The following is a 26,222-nucleotide window of genomic DNA, read 5'->3' as shown; positions in this document are numbered from 1 at the left end:
CACCAACTCCCCGCCTGCTTGTCGCTGATTGCGTGTCAGTGGATGCGCATTATAGGGGCTTAAAATTTTTGTGCAAGCAAAAAAGATAAAATAGTTACCCGGTTGCGCAAGTTTTAACCTTTATAAACTTTAATGGCATGATATTTATTAAGATTATAATCCGATAGTTTTTCAATCAACTTTTCTACAGACTGAGTATAAACTGTACTTAATACAATATTTTCGGACGCAGAAGGAATTATTTGGTCCAGATTATATTTATCATTTAGTAAATTACAGACCCTTGTTGCAATCGCATAACCTGAATCTATTAGACTCGCCTGAGGAAAAAGCGTCTGTAATTCTGTTTTAATAAAAGGATAATGCGTACAACCTAAAACTATTGTATCGGGGATTATTTGTAGTCCAAGCCAAGGTTGCATTAGTTCTTTTAACTGTTTCATATCTACATTAATGCCTTGTAATTTATTTTCGGCTATAATTGCTAATTCCGATAAACCTAACATTTTAACAGTACAATGCGAGGCAAATTGCTTTATTAAATCGGCTATATAAGTTCTTTCAACTGTTGCTTTTGTAGCTAATAATCCTATACATTTATTTTTAGTAAGTAAGCTAGCTGGTTTAATCGCTGGTACAACACCAATAATAGGAAAAGAAAATTTAGCACGCAAACTAGGCAAACAAATAGTACTAGCTGTATTGCAAGCAATAACTGCTAAATCAATTGGATAAAATTTATTAACAGCCTCAATGACAGAGTTCACTCTATTAATTAAAAACTCTGATGATTTATCTCCATAAGGGAACATCTCATTATCGAATACATAGATATAGTGTGCATTAGGTATTTTATTGTAAATTTCATTATAAACAGATAGACCACCAATACCTGAATCAAATACTAACACTGAAGGCGATTGTTTTACGATATTCATTTTAGCTATAAGACATTAAGTAATAAATTAGAAACGCGTCATATCGTAAATCGATTAAAAATTAATGCAACTATTTTACCTAAGCTAATGTTGCATTTAGTTCCATAAATTATGGACTAGACGTCTAGACGGTAAAACTGCTAAAATAACTAGATATACTTATGCAAAAATTAAGTTAAGAAGGTATTCTATGTCAGAATTTCTATTTACTTCCGAATCTGTTTCAGAAGGTCATCCAGATAAAATTGCCGATCAGATATCTGATGCTGTACTTGATGCAATTTTAAAACAAGATCCAAAAGCGCGTGTTGCTTGCGAAACATATGTAAAAACAGGTATGGCTTTAGTGGGTGGTGAAATCACTACTTCAGCTTGGGTAGACATTGAAGAATTAACTCGAAAAACAATTAATGATATTGGATATACCAGTTCAGAAATGGGATTTGACGCAAATTCATGTGCTGTACTTAATGCTATTGGTAAACAATCTCCGGATATCAATCAAGGAGTTGATCGAAACGATCCTTTAGAGCAAGGTGCTGGTGACCAAGGTATTATGTTTGGTTATGCTACAAATGAAATGCCAAATCTAATGCCTGCTGCTATAAGCTATGCTCATGACTTAATGCGCCGCCAAGCAGAAGTTAGAAAAAATGGTACACTTCCTTGGTTAAGACCTGATGCAAAAAGCCAAGTAACATTAATTTACCAAGACGGTCAGATAAAAGGTGTTGATACAATCGTTCTATCAACTCAGCATTCAGAAGATATTGAGCAAAAAGCATTACATGAAGCCGTCATGGAAGAAATCATTAAACCAACATTACCAGCCGAATGGTTAACATCTAGAACAAAATACTTTATTAATCCTACTGGGCGTTTTGTTATTGGTGGCCCTATGGGAGACTGTGGACTAACTGGACGAAAAATCATTGTCGATACGTACGGTGGAGCAGCTCATCATGGTGGTGGGGCCTTTTCTGGAAAAGATCCTTCAAAAGTTGACCGCTCAGCAGCTTATGCCGCACGCTATGTTGCAAAGAATATTGTTGCTGCAGGACTTGCTGACAGATGTGAATTACAAATATCTTATGCAATTGGTATTGCCAATCCTACATCAATCTATGTCAATACTTTCGGCACAGAAAAAATCCATCACAATAAAATTGTATCGCTTATTAAAGAATTCTTTGATTTAAGACCTTATGGATTGATCCAAATGCTTGATCTAATTCAACCGATCTATCAACAAACTGCAAGTTACGGTCATTTTGGTCGAGATATATTCCCTTGGGAAAAAACTGATAAAGCGGCACTACTACGTGATGCAGCAGGATTATAAACGCATACCAATTTATTTACATAATCAAACTATGGCTTGTCTAAGAACTCACTTAATGCAAGCCAATCAACGTCTACATTCCCAATATAAAGAACCTAAGATCATTTATAAACCCAAAGGCAGTATTGCTGGTAGTGCCTTTTTAACACGTTGGGAAATTCAACTTAATTCGATTATGTTGCTAGATAATGGTACTCAATTTATTGAGGAAGTTGTGCCTCACGAATTAGCTCATCTCATTGTGTTTAAAAAGTTTGGCAAAGTAAAACCACATGGCAAAGAATGGCAATATATTATGTCAGAAATATTAGAAAAAAGCCCTGTGACAACTCACCGTTTTTCCATTCAACGCAATACTTATTTATACTACTGCAATTGTCAACAACATCACTTAACTTCGATAAGACACAACAAAATTCAAAAGAATAAAACTAGTTATTTGTGTCGTAAATGCGGTACTATACTCAAACTTAAAAGCGCTTTTTAATAATAAGATATTGTATGTGTAAGTTAGATTTTCATTTTTACAAAAGTTCGTTATTAATTATCACTCTTGGCATTATCCTTTATATGACGGGAAATTGCTTTATACCTTTATACAATGGAATGACGGTTGTAGTGATTGAACATATTCAATCTCTCTTCTTATTATTTATGTGCTGTTATACCTATTATTATGCAAAACGAGTATCTGAACATTCTGAGCTTTATAGATTTTGGGTTTGGACAATTTTCTGGTGGTTTATGCTTTTTGGTCGAGGAATTAGTTGGGGACGAGACTTTTTTCCTGAGGTACCTCGTTTCTATTATAAAATCATTGCTAGTATATTAATAGCGATCCCAATACTAAGTATATTTTTACCCACGATTCGCCGAGAAATTGCTCGTCGCTACAAATACGAAAAAATACCATTTTGGCATATATTCTTTGCTTTTTTATTCTTAGGTATAGCTGATATTGCAGAACATCACCGTATTGGACATGAATTTCTAGTTATAACAAAAGAGCGAAAAGATCTCATTGAAGAATTAATGGAAATTCCTTGTCTTCTTTGCTTATCCTTAATAACCTTTTATATGCAAAAAAATGAACAAAAGGGAGTAGATTCCCTATGCTAAGCTACCGCCACAGTTACCATGCTGGAAATCATGCAGATATATTAAAACATATTGTTTTAACGTTATGTATTGAATCATTAAAAGAAAAAGAAAAGCCTTTTTTATATTTAGATACACACTCGGGGGCTGGACGATATCTGTTAAGAAGTGAGCATGCAGAAAAAACGGGTGAATATTTATCAGGAATTAATTTACTATGGCAACAATCTAATATTCCTGAATTGCTTAATACATATATATCGGTACTAAGACGCTATAATCCTTTTGAGGAAATAAAATATTATCCAGGTTCACCATTAATTGCCAAGCAATTATTACGTGAACAAGACAAGCTCAACCTTACAGAGTTACACCCAACTGATTACCCTTTATTAAAACAAGAATTTAGTAAAGATAAACGAACAAAAGTTTTACGTGAAGATGGATTTTCCCAATTAAAATCAAAGTTACCTCCACTATCTCGTCGTGGAATAATATTGATTGATCCTTCTTATGAAATTAAAGACGATTATCAAAAAATCCCTGCAGCATTATTTGAAGCATATAAACGTTTTGCAACAGGTGTTTACTTAATTTGGTATCCTGTGGTATCTCGTACACAAACTCAAAAAATGATTGATAATATTATTAATTTAGGCATAAAACGAATTTCACAATTTGAGCTGGCAATAAAGCCTGATAATAACCAAAAAGGCATGACAGCATCAGGAATGATAGTAATTAATCCTCCATGGAAATTACACGAACAAATGCGTACAATTTTACCATGGCTAAAAACAACTTTAGACGTTGAACAAACAGGAAATTTCATCATTAGAGAACTAGTTACCGAATAGATTTTGGGTAATTAAACTATTGTCAAAACTTTCCGGAAAACCTACGTTTAAATAAAAAATTATGATGAAAAGTGACAAGAAAATAGATAAATCCACAAGATAATAGTCAATAATAACGACAAAAATACAGCAGCCGAGCCATAATCCTTTGCTCGGCCAGATAAATCATGCCTTTCAGAACCAATCCGATCAACTACACACTCTATTGCACTATTTATTAACTCAGTAATCATCACAACTCCAATTGAACTAAGTAATAAAATACGTTCATAAATAGAAAAATCGACTAGCATTACAATAATATAAGCCACAATTAATAGAATTAACTCTTGGCGAAATGCGGCTTCATGTTTGATAGCTGATTTCAAACCTTTTAAAGAATATTTTGCTGCCTTAAGGATACGTAGTAAACCTGTCGATTTTTTCATTACAATATTCCAAATTACCTTACGTAGCCATAGTTCATCAAGCGTTGATATCTTCTTTCTAGTAATACAGATAAATCCATACTTTCAAGTTCATCAAGATCACTAAGTAACTGTGTTTTGAGTGAATTAGATACAACAGCATAATCACGGTGGGCACCGCCCAGTGGCTCAGGTATAATCGAATCAATAAGATTCAATTTTAGTAATTTATCTGCAGTCATATTCATAGCTTCAGCTGCAACTGGTGCTTTATCAGCACTTTTCCATAAAATCGAAGCACAACCTTCTGGCGATATAACAGAGTAAGTACTATATTGAAGCATATTAACTTTATCGGCAACCCCAATAGCAAGAGCGCCCCCAGAGCCTCCCTCTCCAATTACTGTACAAATAGTAGGTACTTTAAGACGTGACATTTCTCTTAAATTACGAGCAATAGCTTCTGCTTGCCCCCTTTCTTCAGCACCAATACCAGGATAAGCGCCTGGAGTGTCAATAAAAGTAATAATTGGTAATTTAAAACGCTCCGCTAATTGCATTAATCGTAAAGCTTTTCGATACCCTTCTGGAGCAGGCATACCAAAATTTCGGTAAATTTTCTGTTTTGTTTCTCGACCTTTTTGATGCCCAATAACCACCACAGATCTTCCATCAATACGAGCTATTCCACCAACAATTGCTTTGTCGTCAGCATAAGCCCTATCACCAGCTAATTCATCAAAATCAGTAAAAATTTCTTTCAGATAATCCAATGTATAAGGACGATTTGGATGTCTTGCTAGTTGCGCAATTTCCCAAGGAGTTAAATTAGCAAATATTTTTTTTGTTAATTCACGGCTTTTTTTATGTAATTGCTTAATCTCTTTATCTAAATTAATATCTAATTCAACTTGTTGCGAATCAATATTCTTTAAGGAATTAATTTTTGCTTCTAATTCCGCTATCGGCTTTTCAAATTCCAAAAAATTGTTCATAACGCTTGTAATTGCCTCTTAATTTATTTGGTATTTTAATAAAATACACATCTAATACAGTATACTGGCTAATTCTTAAAATAAAATTAAGCCAATTCTACTATGTAATACTCATTAAAGTCACTTAAATTTATATTATTAGACTTCAACTATTCAAAATGTTATACCACTTACATATAATTAAAGTAACATCATTTATTTAATAAATTCAATTAATCAATCAGAATACTATTAATAAGTTTATTTTCTTATTCAAACTCAAATTCAATACGATCAATGCCAATAAGTGTCTTTAATTCAACAATTAGAGAGTCCTCTGGAATAACTCTCCATGTCGTGCCGAATTGAATTCTAACAACCGAATCATCTCGGTGATAATATAAGTTGACAAGCACACTACCATGACGATAAGGTTCTAAAAGTTGTTGTAAACGCTGCAATATCGCTTGATTTGCTTCGCTTTCAGTTAATGTAATGGACAGTCCTTTTACATATTTAGCACGGGCATCTTTTAGATCAACAATATCCCGCACTGACATTTTAAAACCACCATTAAAATCATCATTACTAACTTGGCCTGTAACAATTAAGATCTTATCTTTTACGAGTAAATGTCCAAAATTTTCCAAAGATTCTGCAAAAAGCATACCATCAATACGGCCTGAACGATCATCCAAAGTAAACAAGCCAATTTTTTTACCTTTTTTAGTAATTCTGGTCCTAGCATCAGTAACAATACCAGCAAAAGTGACCGTTTTTCCCCAGCCTGTCGGAGATGCTTCACTAATTCGCAATCCACCAGTATAACGATTTAATTCTTTTAAATATTGCGTTACAGGATGCCCTGTTAAATAAAGCCCTAAAGCTTCACGCTCGCCATCAAGCAAAACTTGATCGGGTAATTCAGGTACCGCAGCATAAGCATGCTCAACTTGTTCAGGTTCTTCCGCTAAGACTCCAAACATATCTTCTTGACCAATATCTTGAGCTTTTGCATATTGATCCGCTGCCTGCATTGCATCATTAATACTATGCAAAATAGCTGCTCTGTGAGGGCCTAATTTATCAAATGCCCCTGCCATAGTAAGTTTTTCAAGTACACGGCGGTTGATCTTTTTCATATCTGTTCGAGCACAAAGTTCAAATATATTTTTAAAATATCCACCACTATTACGTGCTTCAACAATTGCCTCAATAGGCCCTTCACCGACACCCTTTATAGCTCCAATCCCGTAAACAATCTCACCTTTATCATTCACATGAAAGTGATAAAGGCCACTATTAATATCTGGAGGGTTAACCTTTAATCCCATCCGTAAGCATTCATCAACTAAACCGACAATTTTATCAGTATTATCCATATCTGCAGTCATAACTGCAGCCATAAATTCTGCTGGATAGTGAGTTTTTAACCATAATGTTTGATAAGAAACAAGCGCATAAGCTGCTGAATGGGATTTATTAAAACCATAACCGGCAAATTTTTCCACTAAATCAAAAATGCGCATGGAAAGCTCACCATCGATACCTTGCTTTTCGGCACCTTCTTTAAAGACAGAGCGTTGCTTTGCCATTTCCTCAGGTTTTTTCTTCCCCATAGCTCGACGTAATAAATCCGCACCACCTAAGGTATAACCGGACAAAGTCTGAGCAATTTGCATAACTTGTTCTTGGTACAAAATAATACCGTATGTTGGTTCTAAGATAGGTTTTAATGATTCATGTTGATATTTTATATCAGGATAGGATACTTCTTCTCTGCCATGTTTACGGTCAATAAAGTTGTCTACCATGCCTGATTGTAACGGACCTGGTCTAAATAAAGCAACTAAAGCGATCATATCCTCAAAACAGTCAGGTTTTAATCGCCTTATTAAGTCTTTCATACCTCGAGATTCAAGCTGGAACACAGCTGTTGTTTCAGCTTTCAATAACAAATCAAATGACGGCTGATCATCAAGAGGAATTCGAGTAATATCGACTGGTTTATTTCCTTCTCTTAACTGACGTTCATTAATCATTTTGATTGCCCAATCAATAATGGTTAATGTTCTTAGTCCTAAAAAGTCAAATTTAACAAGACCTGCATATTCAACATCATTTTTATCAAACTGGGTTACTGGGTGATTTCCTTCTGGATCGCAATAAATTGGCGAAAAATCTGTAATCTTAGTTGGGGAAATGACAACCCCCCCAGCATGCTTACCTGCATTTCTAGTTACGCCTTCTAATTGACGTGCTATATCAATTAATGATTTAATTTCTTCATTATTATCGTATAACTCCTGAAGTTGAGGCTCAACTTCAAAAGCTTTAGCCAATGTCATTCCTGGATCTAAGGGAATTAATTTGGAAATTCTATCAACAAAACCATAAGGATGTCCAAGTACTCGGCCAACATCCCTGATTACCGCTTTAGCCGCCATAGTCCCAAAAGTAATAATTTGAGAGACCGCATCACGACCATACATATCAGCAACGTGATCAATTACTAGATCTCGCTTTTCCATACAAAAGTCGACATCAAAATCAGGCATTGAAACACGTTCTGGATTCAAAAATCGTTCAAAAAGTAAGTCAAACGCCAGTGGGTCTAAATCGGTAATTTTTAAAGCATACGCAACTAGTGAACCCGCACCTGAACCACGCCCAGGTCCCACGGGAATATCATTATCTTTCGACCATTGAATAAATTCCATAACGATTAGAAAGTATCCAGGAAAACCCATCTGATTAATAACCGTTAATTCTGTTTCTAAACGCTCATCATATTCAGGTCTTTTTTGTTTTCTAACTTTTGGATCGGGAAATAAAAACTCAAGTCTTTCTTCTAAACCTTCACGCGATTTATGCACTAAGAAATCTTCGGTCGACATATCACCAGTAGGAAATTTAGGTAAAAAATATTCACCTAACCGGATGGTTACATTACAGCGCTTTGCTATTTCAACACTATTTTCAAGCGCTTCTGGTATATCAGAGAATAGTTCACACATTTCCTGTTCAGATCGTAAATATTGCTCTGCTGAGTAATTTTTAGGTCGGGAAGGATCTTCAAGTGTATTTCCATCATGAATAGCAACACGAATTTCGTGAGCCTCAAAATCTGAAGCTTTTAAAAAACGAACATCATTAGAAGCAACCACGGGTAATTGATACTGTTCAGCCAATCTTATTGCACTATGAATAAATAGCTCTTCATTGATTCGTTTAGTCCGTACTAGCTCAAAATAAAAATGCTCATTAAAATTTTCAAGGTAAAAATTAATAGCATGCTCAATAATAGTTTGATTATTGCGAACGATACCGATACCAATATCACTTTCTCGTCCAGCTAATACAATTAATCCTTCTCGATGCTCAATTAACCACTCATTATCAACAACAGGCAAATCTCCAATGTATCCTCGCTGATAGGCTTTAGAAATCAATAAAGTAAGATTTTGATATCCCTGATTATTAGCTGCTAAAAGAGTTAGATGATAAATATCATCAGGCAATTGAGAACTTCTAATAGCGAGATCTGCACCAATGATAGGTTTAATACCTTTTGACATTGCTGAGCCGTAAAACTTAACCAGTCCACAAAGATTAGTAAAATCAGTGATTGCAAATGCAGGCATCTGCAACTTGCTCATTTCATTTACTAATGCACCTACCTTAGCAATTCCATCAATCATAGAGAAATCACTATGCAAATGAAGATGAATAAATTTTGGTTCTGCCATAATTACCAGAAATGAAGCGATAAAATTAGCTTTGAATTATAACACAAGCAAGAAGAATTTTCTTATTCTCTTTACCTACATGAACTTACAACAAAATGTAAAAGAAATAAAAACTCTTGATGTAAAAAACCAACCAGAGTACATTTAAAGTTAGCACAATTAATCTAAAAAAGTGCAAAGCTATTTACGACGTAATCCCTCTGTATTTGCTACTTTTGTAGCGATTTTCATCAAGTCTTCATCACTGGCATTAGTTAAGTCAATTTCAGCCAGAGCAATTGGTAAACCGACAGATTCACAGAAATTATATACAGTTTCAATCATATCTGGATCACTATCGATTAACATTACCAAAGTACCTATCGCTACTGTTTCTCCAGCCAATAATCTTGTGTTGCTTCTGATACAGTAAAGCCATTATGAATAGCATGAGCAACAGCCATCTGCCACATTTAAAGCTCCTAAAATATTAGAATAAAATTTGAACACACACTAAACATATCGTCTTCAATCAAGGAGAATGTATATTTGTTGGTATAAATATAAAATAAGCTTCAACATTCAATTTACCAAATAGAATGTTGGAAAAATGAGGAATACGCTACATTTTTACTTAATAAAAATGGACTATTATTGACAACACTTTAACAAGAGATGAATAAATCCCCACCACTTTCAGTGATGGGAGAATAACTAAAAATTATATTTTTTTAAATAGTACCGAACCATTGGTTCCACCAAAACCAAAAGAGTTACAAAGTGCATATTCTAAATTTTTAACCTGACGCGCTGTATTGGGGACATAATCAAGATCACACCCTTTATCAGGGTTATTAAGATTAATTGTCGGCGGAACAGCTTGATCACGCAATGCTAGGACAGTAAAAATTGATTCAACCGCACCAGCAGCACCTAATAAATGCCCTATCATAGATTTGGTTGAACTTACCATCACTTTACTAGCATTTTCTTTAAAAATACTTTTTACCGCTTCAGTTTCAGCTTTATCACCAGCAGGGGTCGATGTACCATGAGCATTAATATAACCAACTTGTTCTGGAGTAATACCTGCATCGCGCAGCGCACATTTCATTGCTAAGGCAGCACCACTACCATCGGCTGGAGGCGAAGTCATATGATAAGCATCACCACTCATACCAAACCCAACTAGTTCAGCGTAAATCTTAGCTCCACGTTTTTTGGCGTGTTCATATTCTTCTAAGAACATGATTCCTGCACCATCACCCAACACAAAACCATCACGATCTTTATCCCAAGGTCGGCTTGCTGCTTTAGGATTGTCGTTGTTAGTTGATAAAGCACGAGCTGCACCAAAACCACCGATACCCAATGGAGTACTCGCTTTCTCGCCGCCACCAGCTAACATCGCATCAGCATCACCATAAGCAATCATGCGTGCAGCGTGCCCAATATTATGAACACCTGAAGAACAAGCTGTTGCAATAGTAATGCTCGGTCCTTTTAATCCATAAATAATAGATAAGTGACCTGCAATCATATTAACAATTGTTGATGGTACAAAAAACGGGCTAATCTTGCGTGGACCACCATTTACTAATGCACTGTGGTTTTCTTCAATCAACCCAAGCCCACCAATACCAGAACCTATAGCACAACCGATTCGTTCTGCGTTTTCATTCGTGATTTCAATGCCTGCATCTCGCATTGCCTGCATACCTGCAGCAATGCCATATTGGATAAAATAATCCATTTTACGTGCATCTTTGCGTGAAATATTATAATCTTCGCCATTAAAGTTTTTTACCATCGCTGCGAAGCGCGTTGCGAAAGGGGCTGTATCAAAGTGCTCTATGAGTTCAACACCACTTTGCCCAGCTAACAAAGCTTGCCAAGTGGATTCAACTGTATTACCTACAGGAGATATCATGCCCATTCCAGTAACAACAACTCTGCGTCTAGACACATTGCCCTCCAGGAAAGGATTGAAATGAAATTTGAATCATTGAAAAATTTTATTTGGAGTTTTCTATAAATTTATATCAAGTTGTCTATAAATTAATAATTAAAGATATAAATACAAACTAGGCGATCATTTGACCGCCTATCATGAAAACTCTACTAACCTTATTGATTTGCAGTGATATAATCAATTGCAGATTGAACAGTTGTAATTTTTTCAGCTTCTTCATCTGGAATTTCTGTATCAAATTCTTCTTCTAAAGCCATAACTAATTCAACGGTGTCAAGAGAGTCAGCGCCAAGATCTTCAATGAAAGAAGATTCGTTTTTAACTTCTTCTTCTTTTACACCAAGTTGCTCAACAATAATTTTCTTAACTCGCTCTTCAATAGTGCTCATACTCTTTTTTTTCCTATAAAAATCGCCGAAAGTGGCGGTGAATGTAAGTTTATAAAATGTTGAAAAAGATGCCAATCATTTTTCAACCCAATTGCTTAATTTTTGTTCAAAACGTTAAAATAATGGCTTATTTTACACTATTCTAACCAATTACACCATATACATGCCACCATTGACATGTAAAGTTTCACCAGTAATATAAGATGCTTCATCTGATACTAAAAATGCTACTGCATTAGCTATTTCTACTGGTTCACCTAATCGTCCAGCAGGAACTTGTGCTAATGTTAAAGATTTTTGTTCATCAGTTAATGCATCAGTCATATCAGTTGCAATAAAACCAGGTGCAACCACGTTAACAGTAATACCTCGTGATGCAACTTCACGTGCTAATGATTTACTAAAACCAATTAATCCAGCTTTAGCTGCCGCATAGTTAGCTTGGCCGGCATTTCCCATTGTGCCTACTACTGAGCCAATGGTTACAATTCTTCCATAGCGTTTTTTCATCATTGTGCGCAATAATGCTTTAGATAAGCGAAAAACAGATGTTAAATTTGTATCCAAAATATCTTGCCATTCATCTTCTTTCATCCGCATTAATAAATTGTCACGAGTAATACCTGCGTTATTAACCAAAATATCAATATCACCAAATTGAGCCTTAATTGCACCAATAACCGACTCAATTGATGTTTCATCAGTCACATTTAACGCAAGACCTTTACCATTTGCTCCTAAGTAATGGCTAATAGCTTCAGCACCTTTTTCTGTTGTTGCCGTACCAATAACAGTTGCGCCACAAGCAACTAATTTTTCTGCAATTGCTTTACCAATTCCACGACTTGCGCCCGTAACTAAAGCAATTTTTCCTGATAGGTTCATAACCACCTCTTTTACCATTTTACTTTGTGTTTTCTAATGCCGTTTCTAATGATACTTTATCATTAACCACAAGACCAGAAAGTGTATCAACAATACGTTTAGTTAATCCAGTTAATACTTTCCCCGGCCCCATTTCAACTAAAAGTTTTACATCTTGTTTTGCCATATACTCAACAGTTTCAGCCCAACGTACAGGGCTGTAAAGCTGAGCAATTAATGCAGTTTTAATTTTTTCTGCAGATGTTTCAACTTTAACATCAACATTATTGATAACAGCAAACTTTGGTGTGTTAAATTCAATATCATTTAATGTAGTGGCTAATTTGTCAGCTGCTGGCTTCATTAACGCACAATGTGATGGCACGCTAACAGCAAGCGGTAATGCACGCTTAGCACCCGCATCTTTACATAGTGAGCCTGCACGTTCAACAGCTTCCTTATTACCAGCAATAACTACTTGGCCAGGTGAATTAAAATTCACTGGCGCAACAATCTGCCCTTGAGCCGCTTGTTCACATGCTTTGCTAATTGATTCGTTATCTAATCCAATAATAGCATACATTGCACCTGTGCCGCTTGGCACGGCTTCTTGCATTAATTTTCCGCGTAATTCGACTAATTTAATCGCATCTTTAAAATCAATCACGCCTGCACAAACTAAAGCAGAATATTCGCCTAAACTATGACCTGCCATAAAATCGGGTTGAGTACCATTAACACTTTGCCATACTCTAAATATTGCAACAGATGAAGCAAGTAGCGCTGGCTGTGTTTGCCATGTTTTATTTAGTTCTTCTACTGGACCTTTTTGTACTAAATCCCACAAATCATAACCTAACACATCAGAAGCTTCATCAAATGTTGATTTGACAATCGGAAAATTATCAGCAAGATCTTTTAACATACCGACAGCTTGAGAGCCTTGTCCTGGAAATACCATTGCAAATTTGGTCATTATTAAATCCTTGATCATTAAAAATACTTCATAAACTAAAATCTAACTAGTGCAGATCCCCAAACAAATCCGCCACCAAAGGCTTCTAATAAAATTAGGTGGCCTCTTTGAATTCGTCCATCTCTTACACCTGCATCTAAAGCACAAGGCACAGAAGCAGCAGAAGTATTACCCTGCTTATCTAATGTGACAATAACTTTATTCATATCCATATCTAGGCGTTTTGCGGTTGCAGAAATAATTCTTAAATTAGCTTGATGGGGGACTAACCAATCTAAATCTGCTTTGTTGAGCGTGTTCTCAGTTAAAAGCTCGTCAACCAAATTTGACAGCTCTTTAACTGCCACTTTAAACACTTCATTGCCATGCATTGTCATATAAACAGGATCATTCATATTACGACGATCAACATATGGATATTTTAATAGATCACCATAACGACCATCAGCATGAAGATGCGAAGCAATAATACCTGGGTCTTCTGATGCGCCGACAACAACCGCTCCTGCACCATCCCCAAAAATAATGATGGTGCCTCGATCTTTTGGATTAACACCACGGGTTAACATGTCAGAACCAACAACTAAAGCATATTTAATTGCACCACTTTTAACATATTTGTCGGCAATATCAAGCGCATAAATAAACCCAGAGCAAGCAGCTGACACATCAAAAGCAACGACATCACCAATACCTAATTTGGCTTGTAATTCTGTTGCAGAACTTGGAAATGCATTGACCGAAGTTGCTGTTGCAACAATAATCATACCGATTTCTTTTTTATCGATATTGGCCATTTCAATTGCATTTATAGCAGCTTCATAAGCCATGCTCGTTACAGTTTCATCTGGCTCTGCGATACGTCTTTCTTTAATACCAGTACGCGTTGTGATCCATTCATCACTGGTATCAACCATTTTTTCAAGATCTGCATTAGTTCTTATCTGTTTTGGAAGATAACTCCCAGTTCCTAATATCTTTGTATACATCTAATTATTCGCTCTCGGGTAGTGCGGAAGAAAGGCTCGTTGCTATCTTCTCAGGTATATTTGTTTGTATAGCCAAAATAGCTTGTTCTATTGCTGCATAAAATGATTTTTGATTGGCACTACCGTGACTTTTAATCACAATACTTCGAAGTCCAAGCAAGCAAGCGCCATTATATCGTCCGGGATCTAAATAACCAAAATTTTTTGCAATTTTTCTTTGTAGCCATTTACTCAATAATTTCAATAATAATGAATTATGGCCTAACGATAATTTAAAAGAAGACATAAAAATTTTTATTAAGCCTTCCACTGTTTTTAACGTTACATTACCCACAAAACCATCACAAACGAGTACATCAGTTTTACCCGTTAAAAGTTCGTTACCTTCTAAATAACCGATATAATTAATTTTGTTATTTGATTTCAAAATAGCAGAAGCCGCACGAATTTTATCCAAACCTTTAATGTCTTCTTCACCAATATTAAGTAATGCAACACGAGGATATTCAATATTAAGCACTGTTTTAGCTAAAATTTCACCCATTATCGCAAACTGAACTAACATATCACTATCACACTCAGCATTAGCTCCTAAATCCAATACTACTGTATTTTGATTGTTTAATGCTGGAACTATAGCAACGAGTGCAGGACGATCTATACCCATCAATGAATGCAAAAGTAGTTTTGACAGCCCCATTAACGCACCAGTATTACCAGCACTTACACATGCTTGAGCTTTATTATCTTTAACTAGTTCAAGCGCAATTCTCATAGAAGATCCTTGACTATTACGAATTGCATAAGAAGGTTTCATATCATTAGCTATTACTGATGTCGATTCTATCAACATTAATCGACCTTCTTGTTGGTATTGAGTAATTAACTTTGCTTTTTCTTTAGGCAAAAAAGGATTGATTTCTGTTAGACACCCTACCAGAAAAATTGAAAGAGTTGGATAATTATTTAGTGCTTGTATTGCAGCAGGAACAACAATACGAGGACCGAAGTCCCCGCTCATAGCATCTAACGCAATGGTTAGATTATCCAAAATGTCACCTGAGGATTTCTAATTACTAAATAATTATTTAGAAATCACTTTACGACCACGATAATAACCATCAGCGGTTACGTGATGACGCAAATGTGTTTTACCTGATTCATCAACTGAGATATTAGCAACAGTTAATGCATCATGAGAACGACGCATACCACGTTTTGCACGAGTTTTACGATTCTGTTGAACAGCCATGGATTTACCCCTTATTCTTTAAACTAACTAAAATTGCAAATGGATTTGTTTTTTCATTCTCAGTAGGAATTTCACCAAATACCATATCTGCCTCTGACACTTCGCAGTGTTTACTATCATGTACCGGCGCAATTGGTAACGAGAGAATAATTTCGTCCTCAAGTAACGCTAATATATCTACTTCACCAAACTCGTTCATCAAAACGGGTTCATAATGTTCCGGTAGCGTCTCTGCTTGAGCATCGCTCTTAACAGGACTAAATTTATTCGTCACATGAACTTCAGTGACAAAAGGTTTAAAACAACGTTGACAAGTTTGTTCTAACGTTAATTTTGCATCAATATTGATAATGCAGAGTTTTTGTTCATCATAATAAAAAGACAAACTACACTCAATATCACTTTTTGGGCTATCAACCCTATTTACCGCTTGAAGTGGATAATATCCAATATAATCAAGTCGTTTTTGTGCCGATTTAATCGGGTCAATAGTAAATGGTAATTTATTTTGCATAAGATATGCATACTACCTTAAAAAATTTTTTTAGTGTAGTTAAAAACTACACAATGCCATAAGGCGCGCATATTACCTTTAAATCAAGGTTTCGTCAATGGGATCACACAATATAATTTGTTTGAGTTGTTGATTATTACTTTAATATTCATTTTGTTAATGATTATTTTTTTCTTGTAAAGTTTTTTCAGAAAACACCCATATTTCAGTATAAAAGTAGTTATTTTGGTCTTTTCATTTATTATGATAATCGACACAAACTATCTTTCATAATCGCTCGAAAATCATCATGTAACTATCCCCTAAAATAGTACAGCAAAAAAGTAGAAAATTCTCTATGATAAAAATAAAGGGGATTTAATTATGAAAAAATGACTGAACATCAAATCGTAGCTATTTTAAAAGAAGCTGAAGCTGGTCTTCCCGTTAAAGAGCTGTGCCATAAATATGGAATGGGTAATTCAACTTTTTATAAATGGTGAGAAAAATACGGCGGAATTGAAACTTCGGATATCAAACGCTTAAAGGAGCTAGAGGCTGAAAACCGCAAGTTTAAGCAGATGTTTGCCGAACTGAGCTTAAAATCCCAGCTTCAGGAAGAAATCATAAAAAAGCTTTAGTGCTCACAAAAAGGCACGTAAAACGTGGGCACAGCAACTACAACAAAATCATTCGGTTAGTATTGCTATGAATTGTGCCATTGTTGGCTTAAGTCGTTGTGCTTACTATTATCAACCTAAGTTACAGGATGATTCAGTGATTGTTTCGGTGTTGAATGCTATCACAGACCGGCATTTACGCTGGGGCTTTCCTAAATGCTTTAATCATATCAAAAAACTCAGCTATAAATGGAATCATAAACGAGTGTATCGGGTATATTGTGAGTTGAAACTTAATATTAGAGCTAAACGTTAAAAAACGTATCCCCCTCATGAACACCAGAAAAGCTATTGGTTCCTAATAAACAAGGTGAATGTTGGTCAATGGATTTTATGAGTGACAGTAGCCGTAATCAACGTCGCTTTAGAACATTCAATGTCATCGATGACTTTAATCGTGAGGCGTTAGGTATTGATATTGCAGTGAGCTTACCAGCAGGAAGAATTACCCGTTACTTAGATAAACTGGCCGAATATCATGGGTATCCATTAAAAATACGGGTCGATAATGGGCCAAAATTTACAGGAAAAACCTTAATAAACTGGGCTAAATCACATGATATAACCATTGATTATATAAAGCCTAGTAGCCCTTATCAAAATGGCTTTATTGAACGATTTAACCGTTCGTACCATACAGAGGTATTGGATTTATATCTTTTTAATAATCTGGAACAGGTAAGGAAGGTAACCGAAGAATGGTTAACGATTGATAACACGGAAAGACCGCATGAGGCATTAAATAACATGACACCGATTGAGTATAAAACACTAACAAGCAGCTTAATTTTCTACGTGAGTTGTGTACTAAGTTTGGGGGGGTATTTACAATATAAAAAATAGCACGCTGTGCGTGCTATTTATAAATCAAATCTAATGAAACTATTGATTCTGTTCAGCAGAATTGAGTAACTCAGCTAAATTAGCTGTAGCTTCTTCTGCTGAAATTGTTGTTTGAATCTCATCAGTCGATGGCATTGCTCGTTTACGTAAACGTTCCTTATGGTAAGCATAACCTGTACCAGCTGGAATTAATCGACCAACAATTACGTTTTCTTTTAAGCCACGTAATTCGTCATTTTTACCAGCTACCGCTGCCTCAGTTAAGACGCGAGTCGTTTCTTGGAACGAAGCTGCAGAAATAAACGATTCAGTCGTTAATGATGCTTTGGTAATACCAAGTAGATCGTGTAGATAAACAATTGGTTCTTTACCTTGAGCCTCAAGTTCACGGTTGATAATCTTCAAGCGTGAAACTTCAAGTTGTTCGCCTTCAAGCAAGCGAGAGCCACCAGGATGAATAACTGTTGCTTTACGTAACATTTGGCGCACGATAACTTCAATGTGTTTATCGTTAATTTTTACACCTTGTAGACGATAAACTTCTTGAACCTCGTTTACAATATAGCGTGTTACAGCATTAACACCACGTAGACGTAAAATGTCATGAGCCGATTCAGGTCCATCAGAAATTACATCTCCACGACCAACTTGTTCACCTTCAAACACGTTAAGTTGACGCCATTTTGGAATCATTTCTTCATATGGTTCACTACCATCTAACGGAGTGATAATTAAACGACGTTTACCTTTCGTTTCTTTACCAAATGAAATGATACCATCAATTTCAGCTAAAATAGCAGGCTCTTTTGGTTTACGTGCTTCAAATAGATCAGCAACACGAGGTAAACCACCGGTGATATCTTTGGTACCAACAGATGCTTGTGGAATACGAGCAAGTGTGTCACCAATATTGATTTCTGCACCATCCTCTAACTGTACTAGCGCTTTACCTGGTAAAAAGTATTGTGCAAGCATTTCTGTACCAGAAAGATAGATATCTTTGCCTTTAGCATCAACAATTTTAATTGCTGGACGTAAATCTTTACCCACACCAGTACGTTCTGCCACATCTAATATCACAATAGATGATAAACCAGTTAATTCGTCAGTTTGGCGAGTAATAGTTTGCCCATCAACCATATCAACAAAACGAACAAAACCTTTTGCTTCAGAAATAACTGGCATTGTATGCGGATCCCAGTTAGCAACAGTTTCACCCGCATCAACTGCTACACTATTACCTTTACTTAAAATCGAACCGTAAGGAACTTTATAAGTTTCTTTCATTCGACCTAATTCATCAATAATGGTTAATTCAGCATTACGCGAAGTAATAACCAATTTCTTATCTGGGTTAATTACAAATTTAGCATTAGTTAATTTAATACTACCTTTGTTTTTAACTTGTACACTTGATTCAGCAGCAGCTCGCGATGCCGCACCACCAATATGGAACGTACGCATGGTTAACTGAGTACCTGGTTCACCAATTGATTGCGCAGCAATAACACCGATGGCTTCGCCTTTATTAACCAAGTGACCTCGAGCCAAATCTCGTCCATAACATTTTGCACAAACACCAAAATCAGTATCACACGAAACAACTGAACGTACTTTAACGCTATCTACCGATTCTGATTCAAGTAAGTCACATTTACTTTCATCGAGCAAAGTATTACGTGGAATTAAGATATCTGCACTACCAGGTTTTAATACATCTTCAGCTGTAACTCGACCTAATACACGCTCACGAAGTGGTTCTTTAACATCACCACCTTCAATAACTGGTGTCATGACCACACCTTCTAAGGTGCCACAGTCGTCTTCGATTACCACTAGATCTTGTGCAACGTCAACTAAACGTCGAGTTAAGTAACCTGAGTTTGCTGTTTTTAATGCAGTATCGGCAAGACCTTTACGCGCACCATGAGTAGAAATAAAGTACTGGAGTACGTTTAATCCTTCACGGAAGTTCGCTGTGATAGGTGTTTCGATAATCGAACCATCTGGTTTTGCCATCAAACCACGCATACCAGCAAGCTGACGAATCTGTGCAGCAGAACCACGTGCACCTGAGTCGGCCATCATGTAAATACTATTGAAAGAAGATTGAACTTCTTCCTCACCTTCACGGTTAATGACTTTTTCAGTTGATAAGTTATCCATCATGGCTTTAGCAACACGTTCATTAGCTGCAGCCCAAATATCGATAACTTTATTATAACGTTCACCAGCAGTTACTAAACCTGATTGGAATTGCTCTTGGATTTCAGCAACTTCAATTTCAGCTTCATTGATGATTTGTGATTTCTTAGCTGGAATCTCCATATCATCAATACCAACAGATACCCCTGAACGTGCTGCATAAGCAAATCCAGTGTACATAATTTGGTCGGCTAAAATTACCGTATCTTTCATACCTAATTGGCGATAACAAATATTTAAAATCTTAGAGATCGCTTTTTTACCAAGAGGCTGATTAATAACAGAGAAGTTCATTCCTTTTGGCATAATTAACCATAGAATTGCACGACCGACAGTCGTATCAACAATCGAGGTAGTATCTTCCCACTCACCTACACTATTTCGTTGGCTTTCAGTAATACGAACTTTAACCTTAGCATGCAATTCAACTAGGCCTAAACGGTATAGTTTTTCAGCTTCTTTAGGACCAGTTAATACCATGCCTTCACCTTTGGCATTAACTTTATCACGAGTCATATAGTAAAGGCCTAAAACCACGTCCTGAGAAGGAACGATAATAGGTTCTCCACTTGCTGGTGAAAGAATATTGTTGGTTGACATCATTAACGCACGTGCTTCTAACTGAGCTTCTAACGTTAATGGAACGTGAACCGCCATTTGGTCACCATCAAAGTCAGCATTAAATGCCGCACAAACTAGTGGGTGTAATTGAATCGCTTTACCTTCAATTAGGATAGGTTCAAACGCTTGAATACCTAATCTATGTAACGTTGGAGCACGGTTTAATAATACTGGATGTTCACGAATAACTTCATCTAAGATATCCCAAACAATTGCATCTTCACGCTCAACCATTTTCTTCGCAGCTTTAATGGTTGTTGCATAACCGCGACGTTCTAATTTCCCATAAATAAATGGTTTGAATAATTCAAGTGCCATTTTCTTCGGTAAACCACACTGATGCAAATGCAAGTATGGACCTACAGTAATTACAGAACGACCCGAATAGTCAACACGTTTACCTAACAAGTTTTGACGGAAACGACCTTGCTTACCTTTGATCATATCGGCAAGGGATTTTAATGGGCGTTTGTTAGAACCTGTAATCGCACGACCTCGGCGACCATTATCTAATAATGCGTCAACAGATTCTTGTAACATACGTTTTTCATTACGTACAATAATATCTGGTGCAGCTAAATCCAATAAACGTTTTAAACGGTTATTACGGTTAATAACTCTACGGTAAAGATCATTTAGATCTGATGTTGCAAAGCGCCCACCATCTAGTGGAACCAATGGACGTAAATCTGGTGGCAACACAGGTAATACGTTTAAGATCATCCACTCAGGTTTGTTTTCTGATTGAATAAATGCTTCAATAATCTTAATACGTTTAGTTAGTTTTTTACGCTTAGTTTCAGAATTAGTAGTTGCTAGCTCATCGCGTAGAGCTTCACATTCTGCTTGCACATCAATATTACGCAATAATTCTTGGATAGCTTCAGCACCCATACGAGCATCAAACTCATCACCAAACTCTTCTAACGCGTCAAGATATTGCTCTTCGGTTAAAATCTGACCTCGCTCTAAATTAGTCATGCCACCATCAAGAACCATAAATGACTCAAAATAAAGCACTCGTTCAATATCGCGAAGTGGCATATCAAGCAATAAGCCGATGCGAGAAGGTAATGATTTTAAAAACCAGATATGAGCAGTTGGAGATGCAAGTTCAATGTGCCCCATACGTTCACGACGTACTTTAGCTTGAGTTACTTCAACTCCACATTTTTCACAAATAACACCACGGTGTTTTAGACGTTTATATTTTCCACATAAACATTCATAATCTTTTACTGGTCCGAAAATACGTGCACAAAACAATCCATCACGTTCAGGTTTGAACGTACGATAATTGATTGTTTCAGGTTTTTTGACTTCACCAAAAGACCATGAGCGAATCATATCAGGAGAAGCAAGGCCTATCTTGATAGCATCAAAGTCTTCAGTTTTTGTTTGTGCTTTTAGAAACTTTAATAAGTCTTTCACAATTGACTCCTATGGAGTTAAACCAATTAGATAACTTATTATTACTAATAAGTTATCCCTATAAATAGAAATCATTTAAGTTAGAGAAAATTACTCTTCATCTAACTCTATATTTATACCTAGCGAACGAATCTCTTTTAATAGTACATTAAATGATTCTGGAATCGCAGGCTCCATACGATGATCGCCATCTACAATATTTTTATACATCTTAGTTCGACCGTTTACGTCATCAGATTTAACGGTTAACATTTCTTGTAAGGTATAAGCTGCACCATATGCTTCAAGTGCCCATACTTCCATCTCACCAAAACGTTGACCACCAAATTGAGCTTTACCACCCAATGGTTGTTGAGTAACCAGACTGTATGAACCAGTAGAACGAGCATGCATTTTGTCATCAACTAAGTGATTCAATTTGAGCATATACATATAACCTACAGTAACTGGACGTTCAAATTTTTCACCTGTACGACCATCGTACAAAGTAATTTGGCCAGAAGTTGGTAAGTCACCCAGCTCAAGTAATGCCTTAATTTCTCGTTCTTTAGCACCATCAAATACAGGTGTTGCTAATGGCATACCATTACGTAAATTTTGTGCTAAAGTCATCACTTCTTGATCAGTAAATTCTGCAACATTAACTTTTTGCGCAGCACCTAAACCAAGATCATACGCTTTTTGAATAAATTCACGTAATTTAGCTAATTCCTGCTGTTCTTTTAGCATAGCATCGATCTTCTGACCAATACCTTTAGCAGCCATACCCAAATGAGTTTCTAAGATCTGTCCAATATTCATACGGGACGGAACACCTAGCGGATTCAATACGATATCAACTGGACGACCTTTTTCATCATATGGCATATCTTCAATTGGGTTAATTTTTGAAATAACCCCTTTGTTACCATGACGACCAGCCATCTTATCACCAGGCTGAATTTGACGTTTAACTGCCAAGTAAACTTTAACGATTTTAAGAACGCCAGGCTGTAGATCATCGCCTTGAGTAATCTTCATACGTTTAGCTTCAAGTTTTTTGTTAAAATCTGTTTTAATTTCGTCGTACTGTTCAGCCAACTGTTCTAATTGAGCCTGTTTATCTTCGTCTGTGATACCAATTGTTAGCCATTTTTCATGTGGTAAAGCATCTAATTTATCCGCTTTGATTCCACCTGAAATTAATACATCACGAATTCGAGCAAACAATGCAGATTCTAAGATTTTAAGTTCTTCTGTTAAATCTTTTCTTGCCTGTTTGAGTTGCATCTCTTCTATTTCAATTGCACGCTTATCTTTTTCTACGCCATCACGAGTAAACACTTGAACATCAATAACAGTACCTGAAACACCATTTGGCACACGTAATGAAGTATCTTTAACGTCAGACGCCTTTTCACCAAAAATAGCACGTAGTAATTTTTCTTCTGGCGTTAATTGTGTTTCACCTTTAGGTGTCACTTTACCAACTAGAATATCACCGCCTTTTACTTCAGCACCGATGTATACAATACCAGACTCATCAAGTTTAGACAGTGCGGCTTCACCTACGTTTGGAATATCCGCAGTAATTTCTTCTGCACCTAATTTCGTATCACGAGAAATACAAGATAACTCTTGAATATGAATCGAAGTAAAACGATCGTCTTGTACCACTTTTTCAGAAACTAAAATAGAATCCTCAAAGTTATAACCATTCCATGGCATAAATGCCACTCGCATATTTTGACCTAATGCCAATTCACCTAAGTCAGTAGATGGACCATCTGCAAGTACATCACCACGTTCAACTTTTTCTCCCAATTTCACACATGGAATTTGGTTAATACAAGTATTTTGGTTAGAGCGAGTATATTTAGTTAAGTTATAAATATCTATGCCTGTTTCACCTGCATATATTTCATCAGCATTAACATTAACCACAATACGTGATGCATCAACATATTGAACTGTACCACCACGACGAGCAACCGCTGTTACACCCGAGTCAACAGCTACTGCACGTTCCATACCAGTTCCAACAAACGGCTTTTCAGCTTTTAACGTTGGTACTGCTTGACGTTGCATGTTCGCACCCATTAAGGCACGGTTCGCATCATCATGTTCAAGGAACGGAATTAATGAAGCACCAACTGATACGATTTGTTGAGTTGATACATCCATATAATGAATTTGTTCAGGACTATATAAACCCGATTCACCACTTAAACGACAAGTTACTAAATCTTCTTTAAAACGACCATTTTCATCAAGATTTGAGTTTGCCTGTGCAATGACAAATTCACTTTCATCAATCGCAGATAAGTAATTAATTTCATCAGTTACAATACCATCAATAACACGACGGTATGGTGTTTCTAAAAAGCCATACTCATTGGTACGAGCATAAACTGCTAATGAATTAATCAAACCAATATTTGGACCTTCAGGCGTTTCGATTGGACATACACGTCCATAATGCGTTGGATGTACGTCACGCACTTCGAATCCTGCTCGTTCACGCGTTAAACCACCTGGTCCTAAAGCTGAAATACGACGTTTATGCGTAATTTCGGATAGTGGATTGTTTTGATCCATAAACTGAGATAATTGACTTGAACCAAAGAATTCACGAATCGCTGCTGAAATTGGTTTAGCATTAATCATATCTTGTGGCATTAGTGAATCAAGATCACCTAGAGATAAGCGCTCTTTCACTGCTCGTTCAACACGAACTAAACCAATACGAAATTGGTTTTCTGCCATTTCACCAACACTACGAATACGTCTATTACCTAAATGGTCGATATCATCAACTTCACCGTGACCATTACGAATAGCGATTAATTTCTTCATTACGTCAACGATATCATCTTTCGTTAAAACGCTTTCGCCTTCAATGTCATCACGCCCTAATGAACGGTTAAACTTCATTCGACCAACAGCAGATAAATCATAGCGTTCGTCAGAGAAGAATAAATTATCAAATAAAGCTTCAGCTGCTTCTTTTGTAGGTGGCTCACCCGGGCGCATCATGCGATAAATTTCAACTAATGCACCAAGGCGGTCACGAGTTGAATCAACATTTAAAGTTTCAGAAATAAATGCACCATGATCTAAATCATTAGTGAATAATGTTTCTATCTTTTTATATCCAGCATTAGTTAATTGAAGCAAGATTTCTAATGAAATCGGAGTATTGGCAAAAGCAATTACTTCACCCGTTTCTTCATCAACATAATTTTTAGCAAGAACTTTATTAACAATATATTCAACTGGTACATCAATTTTGCTAACTTTATCTTTTTCTAACTCACGAATGTGACGAGCTGTAATACGTCGACCTTTTTCAGCATAAACTTTACCTTTTGATTCAATATCAAATAGCGCAGTATCGCCACGTAAACGCTCAGGAACAAGATCCATTTTTAACTTAGATTTACTTACTTCAAAAATAGTTTTTTCGAAGAAGATATCTAAAATTTCTTCTGTTTCATAACCTAATGCACGTAAAATAATTGTTGCTGGAAGTTTACGACGACGGTCAATACGAGCAAAAAGATTATCTTTTGGATCAAATTCAAAATCAAGCCAAGAACCACGATAAGGAATAATCCGAGCATTATATAAAACTTTACCAGAAGAGTGCGTTTTACCTTTATCACTATCAAAGAACACACCTGGACTACGATGTAACTGCGAAACGATTACACGTTCTGTACCGTTGATCACAAAAGTCCCATTGTCTGTCATTAAAGGAATTTCGCCCATATAGACGTCTTGCTCTTTAATATCTTTAACTGTTCCCTCTGGCGCATCTTTATCATAAATAACTAAACGTAATTTTACGCGCAACGGCGCTGAGTAAGTGATCCCTCTAATTTGACATTCGTTAACATCAAACACAGGTTCGCCCATCATAAAGCTCACGTATTGTAACTCAGCGTTACCACTATAACTTTTTATCGGAAATATTGAACGGAATGCAGCTTCTAAGCCATATTGTCCTTCTGGATCTTGCTCAATAAATTTCTGGAACGAATCAAGTTGAATAGAAAGAAGATACGGTATATCCAAGACTTGTGGACGCTTACCAAAATTCTTACGAATTCGTTTTTTCTCGGTATAAGAGTAAACCATTAGTTCCTCAACTTGCTTATCTGCTATTTTAGCATGATTAAATA

The 26,222-nt window shown here is 36.2% G+C and carries 22 protein-coding genes; 7 read left to right on the top strand and 15 right to left on the bottom strand.

Features of this window, described 5'->3' with window-relative positions; translation table 11 throughout:
* Positions 1 to 113 precede the first annotated feature (113 nt).
* Positions 114 to 938, bottom strand: coding sequence for a glutamate racemase (gene murI, locus ACGH49_RS07995; RefSeq protein ID WP_411588953.1), 825 nt, complete (start codon positions 936 to 938; stop codon positions 114 to 116).
* 190 nt (positions 939 to 1,128) lie between these two features.
* Between murI and metK the strand changes: the two genes are divergently transcribed.
* The 4 genes from metK to ACGH49_RS07975 all read left to right on the top strand — a co-directional run bounded on the left by metK (position 1,129) and on the right by ACGH49_RS07975 (position 4,235).
* A complete protein-coding gene (gene metK / locus ACGH49_RS07990; protein WP_065561393.1) occupies positions 1,129 to 2,280 on the top strand; it encodes a methionine adenosyltransferase in 1,152 nt (383 codons plus the stop codon).
* Positions 2,264 to 2,767 carry a SprT family zinc-dependent metalloprotease gene (locus ACGH49_RS07985; RefSeq protein WP_065561392.1) on the top strand — a complete coding sequence of 168 codons (504 nt, stop codon included), beginning with the start codon at positions 2,264 to 2,266 and terminating at the stop codon, positions 2,765 to 2,767. Before metK ends, ACGH49_RS07985 begins: the two co-directional genes overlap by 17 nt.
* An 83-nt stretch (positions 2,768 to 2,850) precedes the next feature.
* On the top strand, positions 2,851 to 3,399 hold the full coding sequence (locus ACGH49_RS07980; protein WP_065590411.1) for a hypothetical protein: 549 nt from the start codon (positions 2,851 to 2,853) through the stop codon (positions 3,397 to 3,399).
* The gene (locus tag ACGH49_RS07975; protein ID WP_065561390.1) at positions 3,393 to 4,235 is read left to right on the top strand and encodes a 23S rRNA (adenine(2030)-N(6))-methyltransferase RlmJ; all 843 of its coding nucleotides are present in this window, start codon (positions 3,393 to 3,395) and stop codon (positions 4,233 to 4,235) included. The genes ACGH49_RS07980 and ACGH49_RS07975 overlap by 7 nt, the downstream gene beginning before the upstream one ends.
* 59 nt (positions 4,236 to 4,294) lie before the next feature.
* On the opposite strand, the gene ACGH49_RS07970 is transcribed toward ACGH49_RS07975, so the two are convergent.
* The 12 genes from ACGH49_RS07970 to yceD all read right to left on the bottom strand — a co-directional run bounded on the left by ACGH49_RS07970 (position 4,295) and on the right by yceD (position 16,300).
* A complete protein-coding gene (locus tag ACGH49_RS07970; protein WP_411588951.1) occupies positions 4,295 to 4,663 on the bottom strand; it encodes a diacylglycerol kinase in 369 nt (122 codons plus the stop codon).
* A gap of 14 nt (positions 4,664 to 4,677) precedes the next feature.
* A complete protein-coding gene (gene accA / locus ACGH49_RS07965; RefSeq protein ID WP_034910462.1) occupies positions 4,678 to 5,637 on the bottom strand; it encodes an acetyl-CoA carboxylase carboxyl transferase subunit alpha in 960 nt (319 codons plus the stop codon).
* 248 nt (positions 5,638 to 5,885) lie between these two features.
* Entirely contained in the window at positions 5,886 to 9,365 is a 3,480-nt protein-coding gene (gene dnaE / locus ACGH49_RS07960; protein ID WP_411588950.1) for a DNA polymerase III subunit alpha, read from the bottom strand.
* A 180-nt stretch (positions 9,366 to 9,545) separates the two neighbouring features.
* A complete protein-coding gene (locus ACGH49_RS07955; protein WP_411588949.1) occupies positions 9,546 to 9,719 on the bottom strand; it encodes a hypothetical protein in 174 nt (57 codons plus the stop codon).
* 346 nt (positions 9,720 to 10,065) lie between these two features.
* Complete coding sequence (gene fabF / locus ACGH49_RS07950) at positions 10,066 to 11,310, bottom strand: beta-ketoacyl-ACP synthase II (protein ID WP_411588947.1); 1,245 nt, start codon at positions 11,308 to 11,310, stop codon at positions 10,066 to 10,068.
* A gap of 161 nt (positions 11,311 to 11,471) precedes the next feature.
* Positions 11,472 to 11,705: an acyl carrier protein gene (acpP, locus tag ACGH49_RS07945; protein ID WP_034910452.1), complete on the bottom strand. Its 234-nt coding sequence runs from the start codon at positions 11,703 to 11,705 to the stop codon at positions 11,472 to 11,474.
* A gap of 150 nt (positions 11,706 to 11,855) precedes the next feature.
* The gene (fabG, locus tag ACGH49_RS07940; protein ID WP_065561385.1) at positions 11,856 to 12,590 is read right to left on the bottom strand and encodes a 3-oxoacyl-ACP reductase FabG; all 735 of its coding nucleotides are present in this window, start codon (positions 12,588 to 12,590) and stop codon (positions 11,856 to 11,858) included.
* Positions 12,591 to 12,609: 19 nt separating this feature from the next.
* Positions 12,610 to 13,545: an ACP S-malonyltransferase gene (fabD, locus tag ACGH49_RS07935; protein ID WP_411588946.1), complete on the bottom strand. Its 936-nt coding sequence runs from the start codon at positions 13,543 to 13,545 to the stop codon at positions 12,610 to 12,612.
* Positions 13,546 to 13,580: 35 nt separating this feature from the next.
* Positions 13,581 to 14,534 carry a beta-ketoacyl-ACP synthase III gene (locus ACGH49_RS07930; protein ID WP_411588945.1) on the bottom strand — a complete coding sequence of 318 codons (954 nt, stop codon included), beginning with the start codon at positions 14,532 to 14,534 and terminating at the stop codon, positions 13,581 to 13,583.
* Positions 14,535 to 14,538: 4 nt separating this feature from the next.
* Positions 14,539 to 15,585, bottom strand: coding sequence for a phosphate acyltransferase PlsX (plsX, locus tag ACGH49_RS07925; protein WP_065575130.1), 1,047 nt, complete (start codon positions 15,583 to 15,585; stop codon positions 14,539 to 14,541).
* Between the two features lie 33 nt (positions 15,586 to 15,618).
* Positions 15,619 to 15,786 carry a 50S ribosomal protein L32 gene (gene rpmF, locus ACGH49_RS07920; protein WP_025316508.1) on the bottom strand — a complete coding sequence of 56 codons (168 nt, stop codon included), beginning with the start codon at positions 15,784 to 15,786 and terminating at the stop codon, positions 15,619 to 15,621.
* Positions 15,787 to 15,790: 4 nt separating this feature from the next.
* Complete coding sequence (yceD, locus tag ACGH49_RS07915; protein WP_065561382.1) at positions 15,791 to 16,300, bottom strand: 23S rRNA accumulation protein YceD; 510 nt, start codon at positions 16,298 to 16,300, stop codon at positions 15,791 to 15,793.
* Between the two features lie 371 nt (positions 16,301 to 16,671).
* Here yceD and ACGH49_RS07910 point away from each other — a divergent pair, with 371 nt between their 5' ends.
* The 3 genes from ACGH49_RS07910 (at position 16,672) to ACGH49_RS07900 (ending at position 17,802) form a co-directional block, all read left to right on the top strand.
* Complete coding sequence (locus ACGH49_RS07910; protein ID WP_081298001.1) at positions 16,672 to 16,782, top strand: transposase; 111 nt, start codon at positions 16,672 to 16,674, stop codon at positions 16,780 to 16,782.
* Between the two features lie 205 nt (positions 16,783 to 16,987).
* Complete coding sequence (locus tag ACGH49_RS07905) at positions 16,988 to 17,215, top strand: hypothetical protein (RefSeq protein WP_411588944.1); 228 nt, start codon at positions 16,988 to 16,990, stop codon at positions 17,213 to 17,215.
* Between the two features lie 35 nt (positions 17,216 to 17,250).
* Complete coding sequence (locus tag ACGH49_RS07900; RefSeq protein ID WP_411588943.1) at positions 17,251 to 17,802, top strand: integrase core domain-containing protein; 552 nt, start codon at positions 17,251 to 17,253, stop codon at positions 17,800 to 17,802.
* 39 nt (positions 17,803 to 17,841) lie between these two features.
* On the opposite strand, the gene rpoC is transcribed toward ACGH49_RS07900, so the two are convergent.
* Together rpoC and rpoB are read right to left on the bottom strand one after the other, a co-directional pair.
* Positions 17,842 to 22,059, bottom strand: a complete 4,218-nt coding sequence (gene rpoC / locus ACGH49_RS07895; protein WP_411588942.1) for a DNA-directed RNA polymerase subunit beta' — start codon at positions 22,057 to 22,059, stop codon at positions 17,842 to 17,844.
* A 90-nt stretch (positions 22,060 to 22,149) separates the two neighbouring features.
* Positions 22,150 to 26,178 (bottom strand): DNA-directed RNA polymerase subunit beta, encoded by a 4,029-nt coding sequence (gene rpoB, locus ACGH49_RS07890; RefSeq protein ID WP_296207528.1) that lies wholly within the window; start codon positions 26,176 to 26,178, stop codon positions 22,150 to 22,152.
* Positions 26,179 to 26,222 lie beyond the last annotated feature (44 nt).

The organism is Gilliamella sp. BG7 (assembly GCF_046635565.1).
GTDB lineage: Bacteria > Pseudomonadota > Gammaproteobacteria > Enterobacterales > Orbaceae > Gilliamella > Gilliamella apicola_P.
This window is presented reverse-complemented; position numbering and strand designations above follow the sequence as displayed.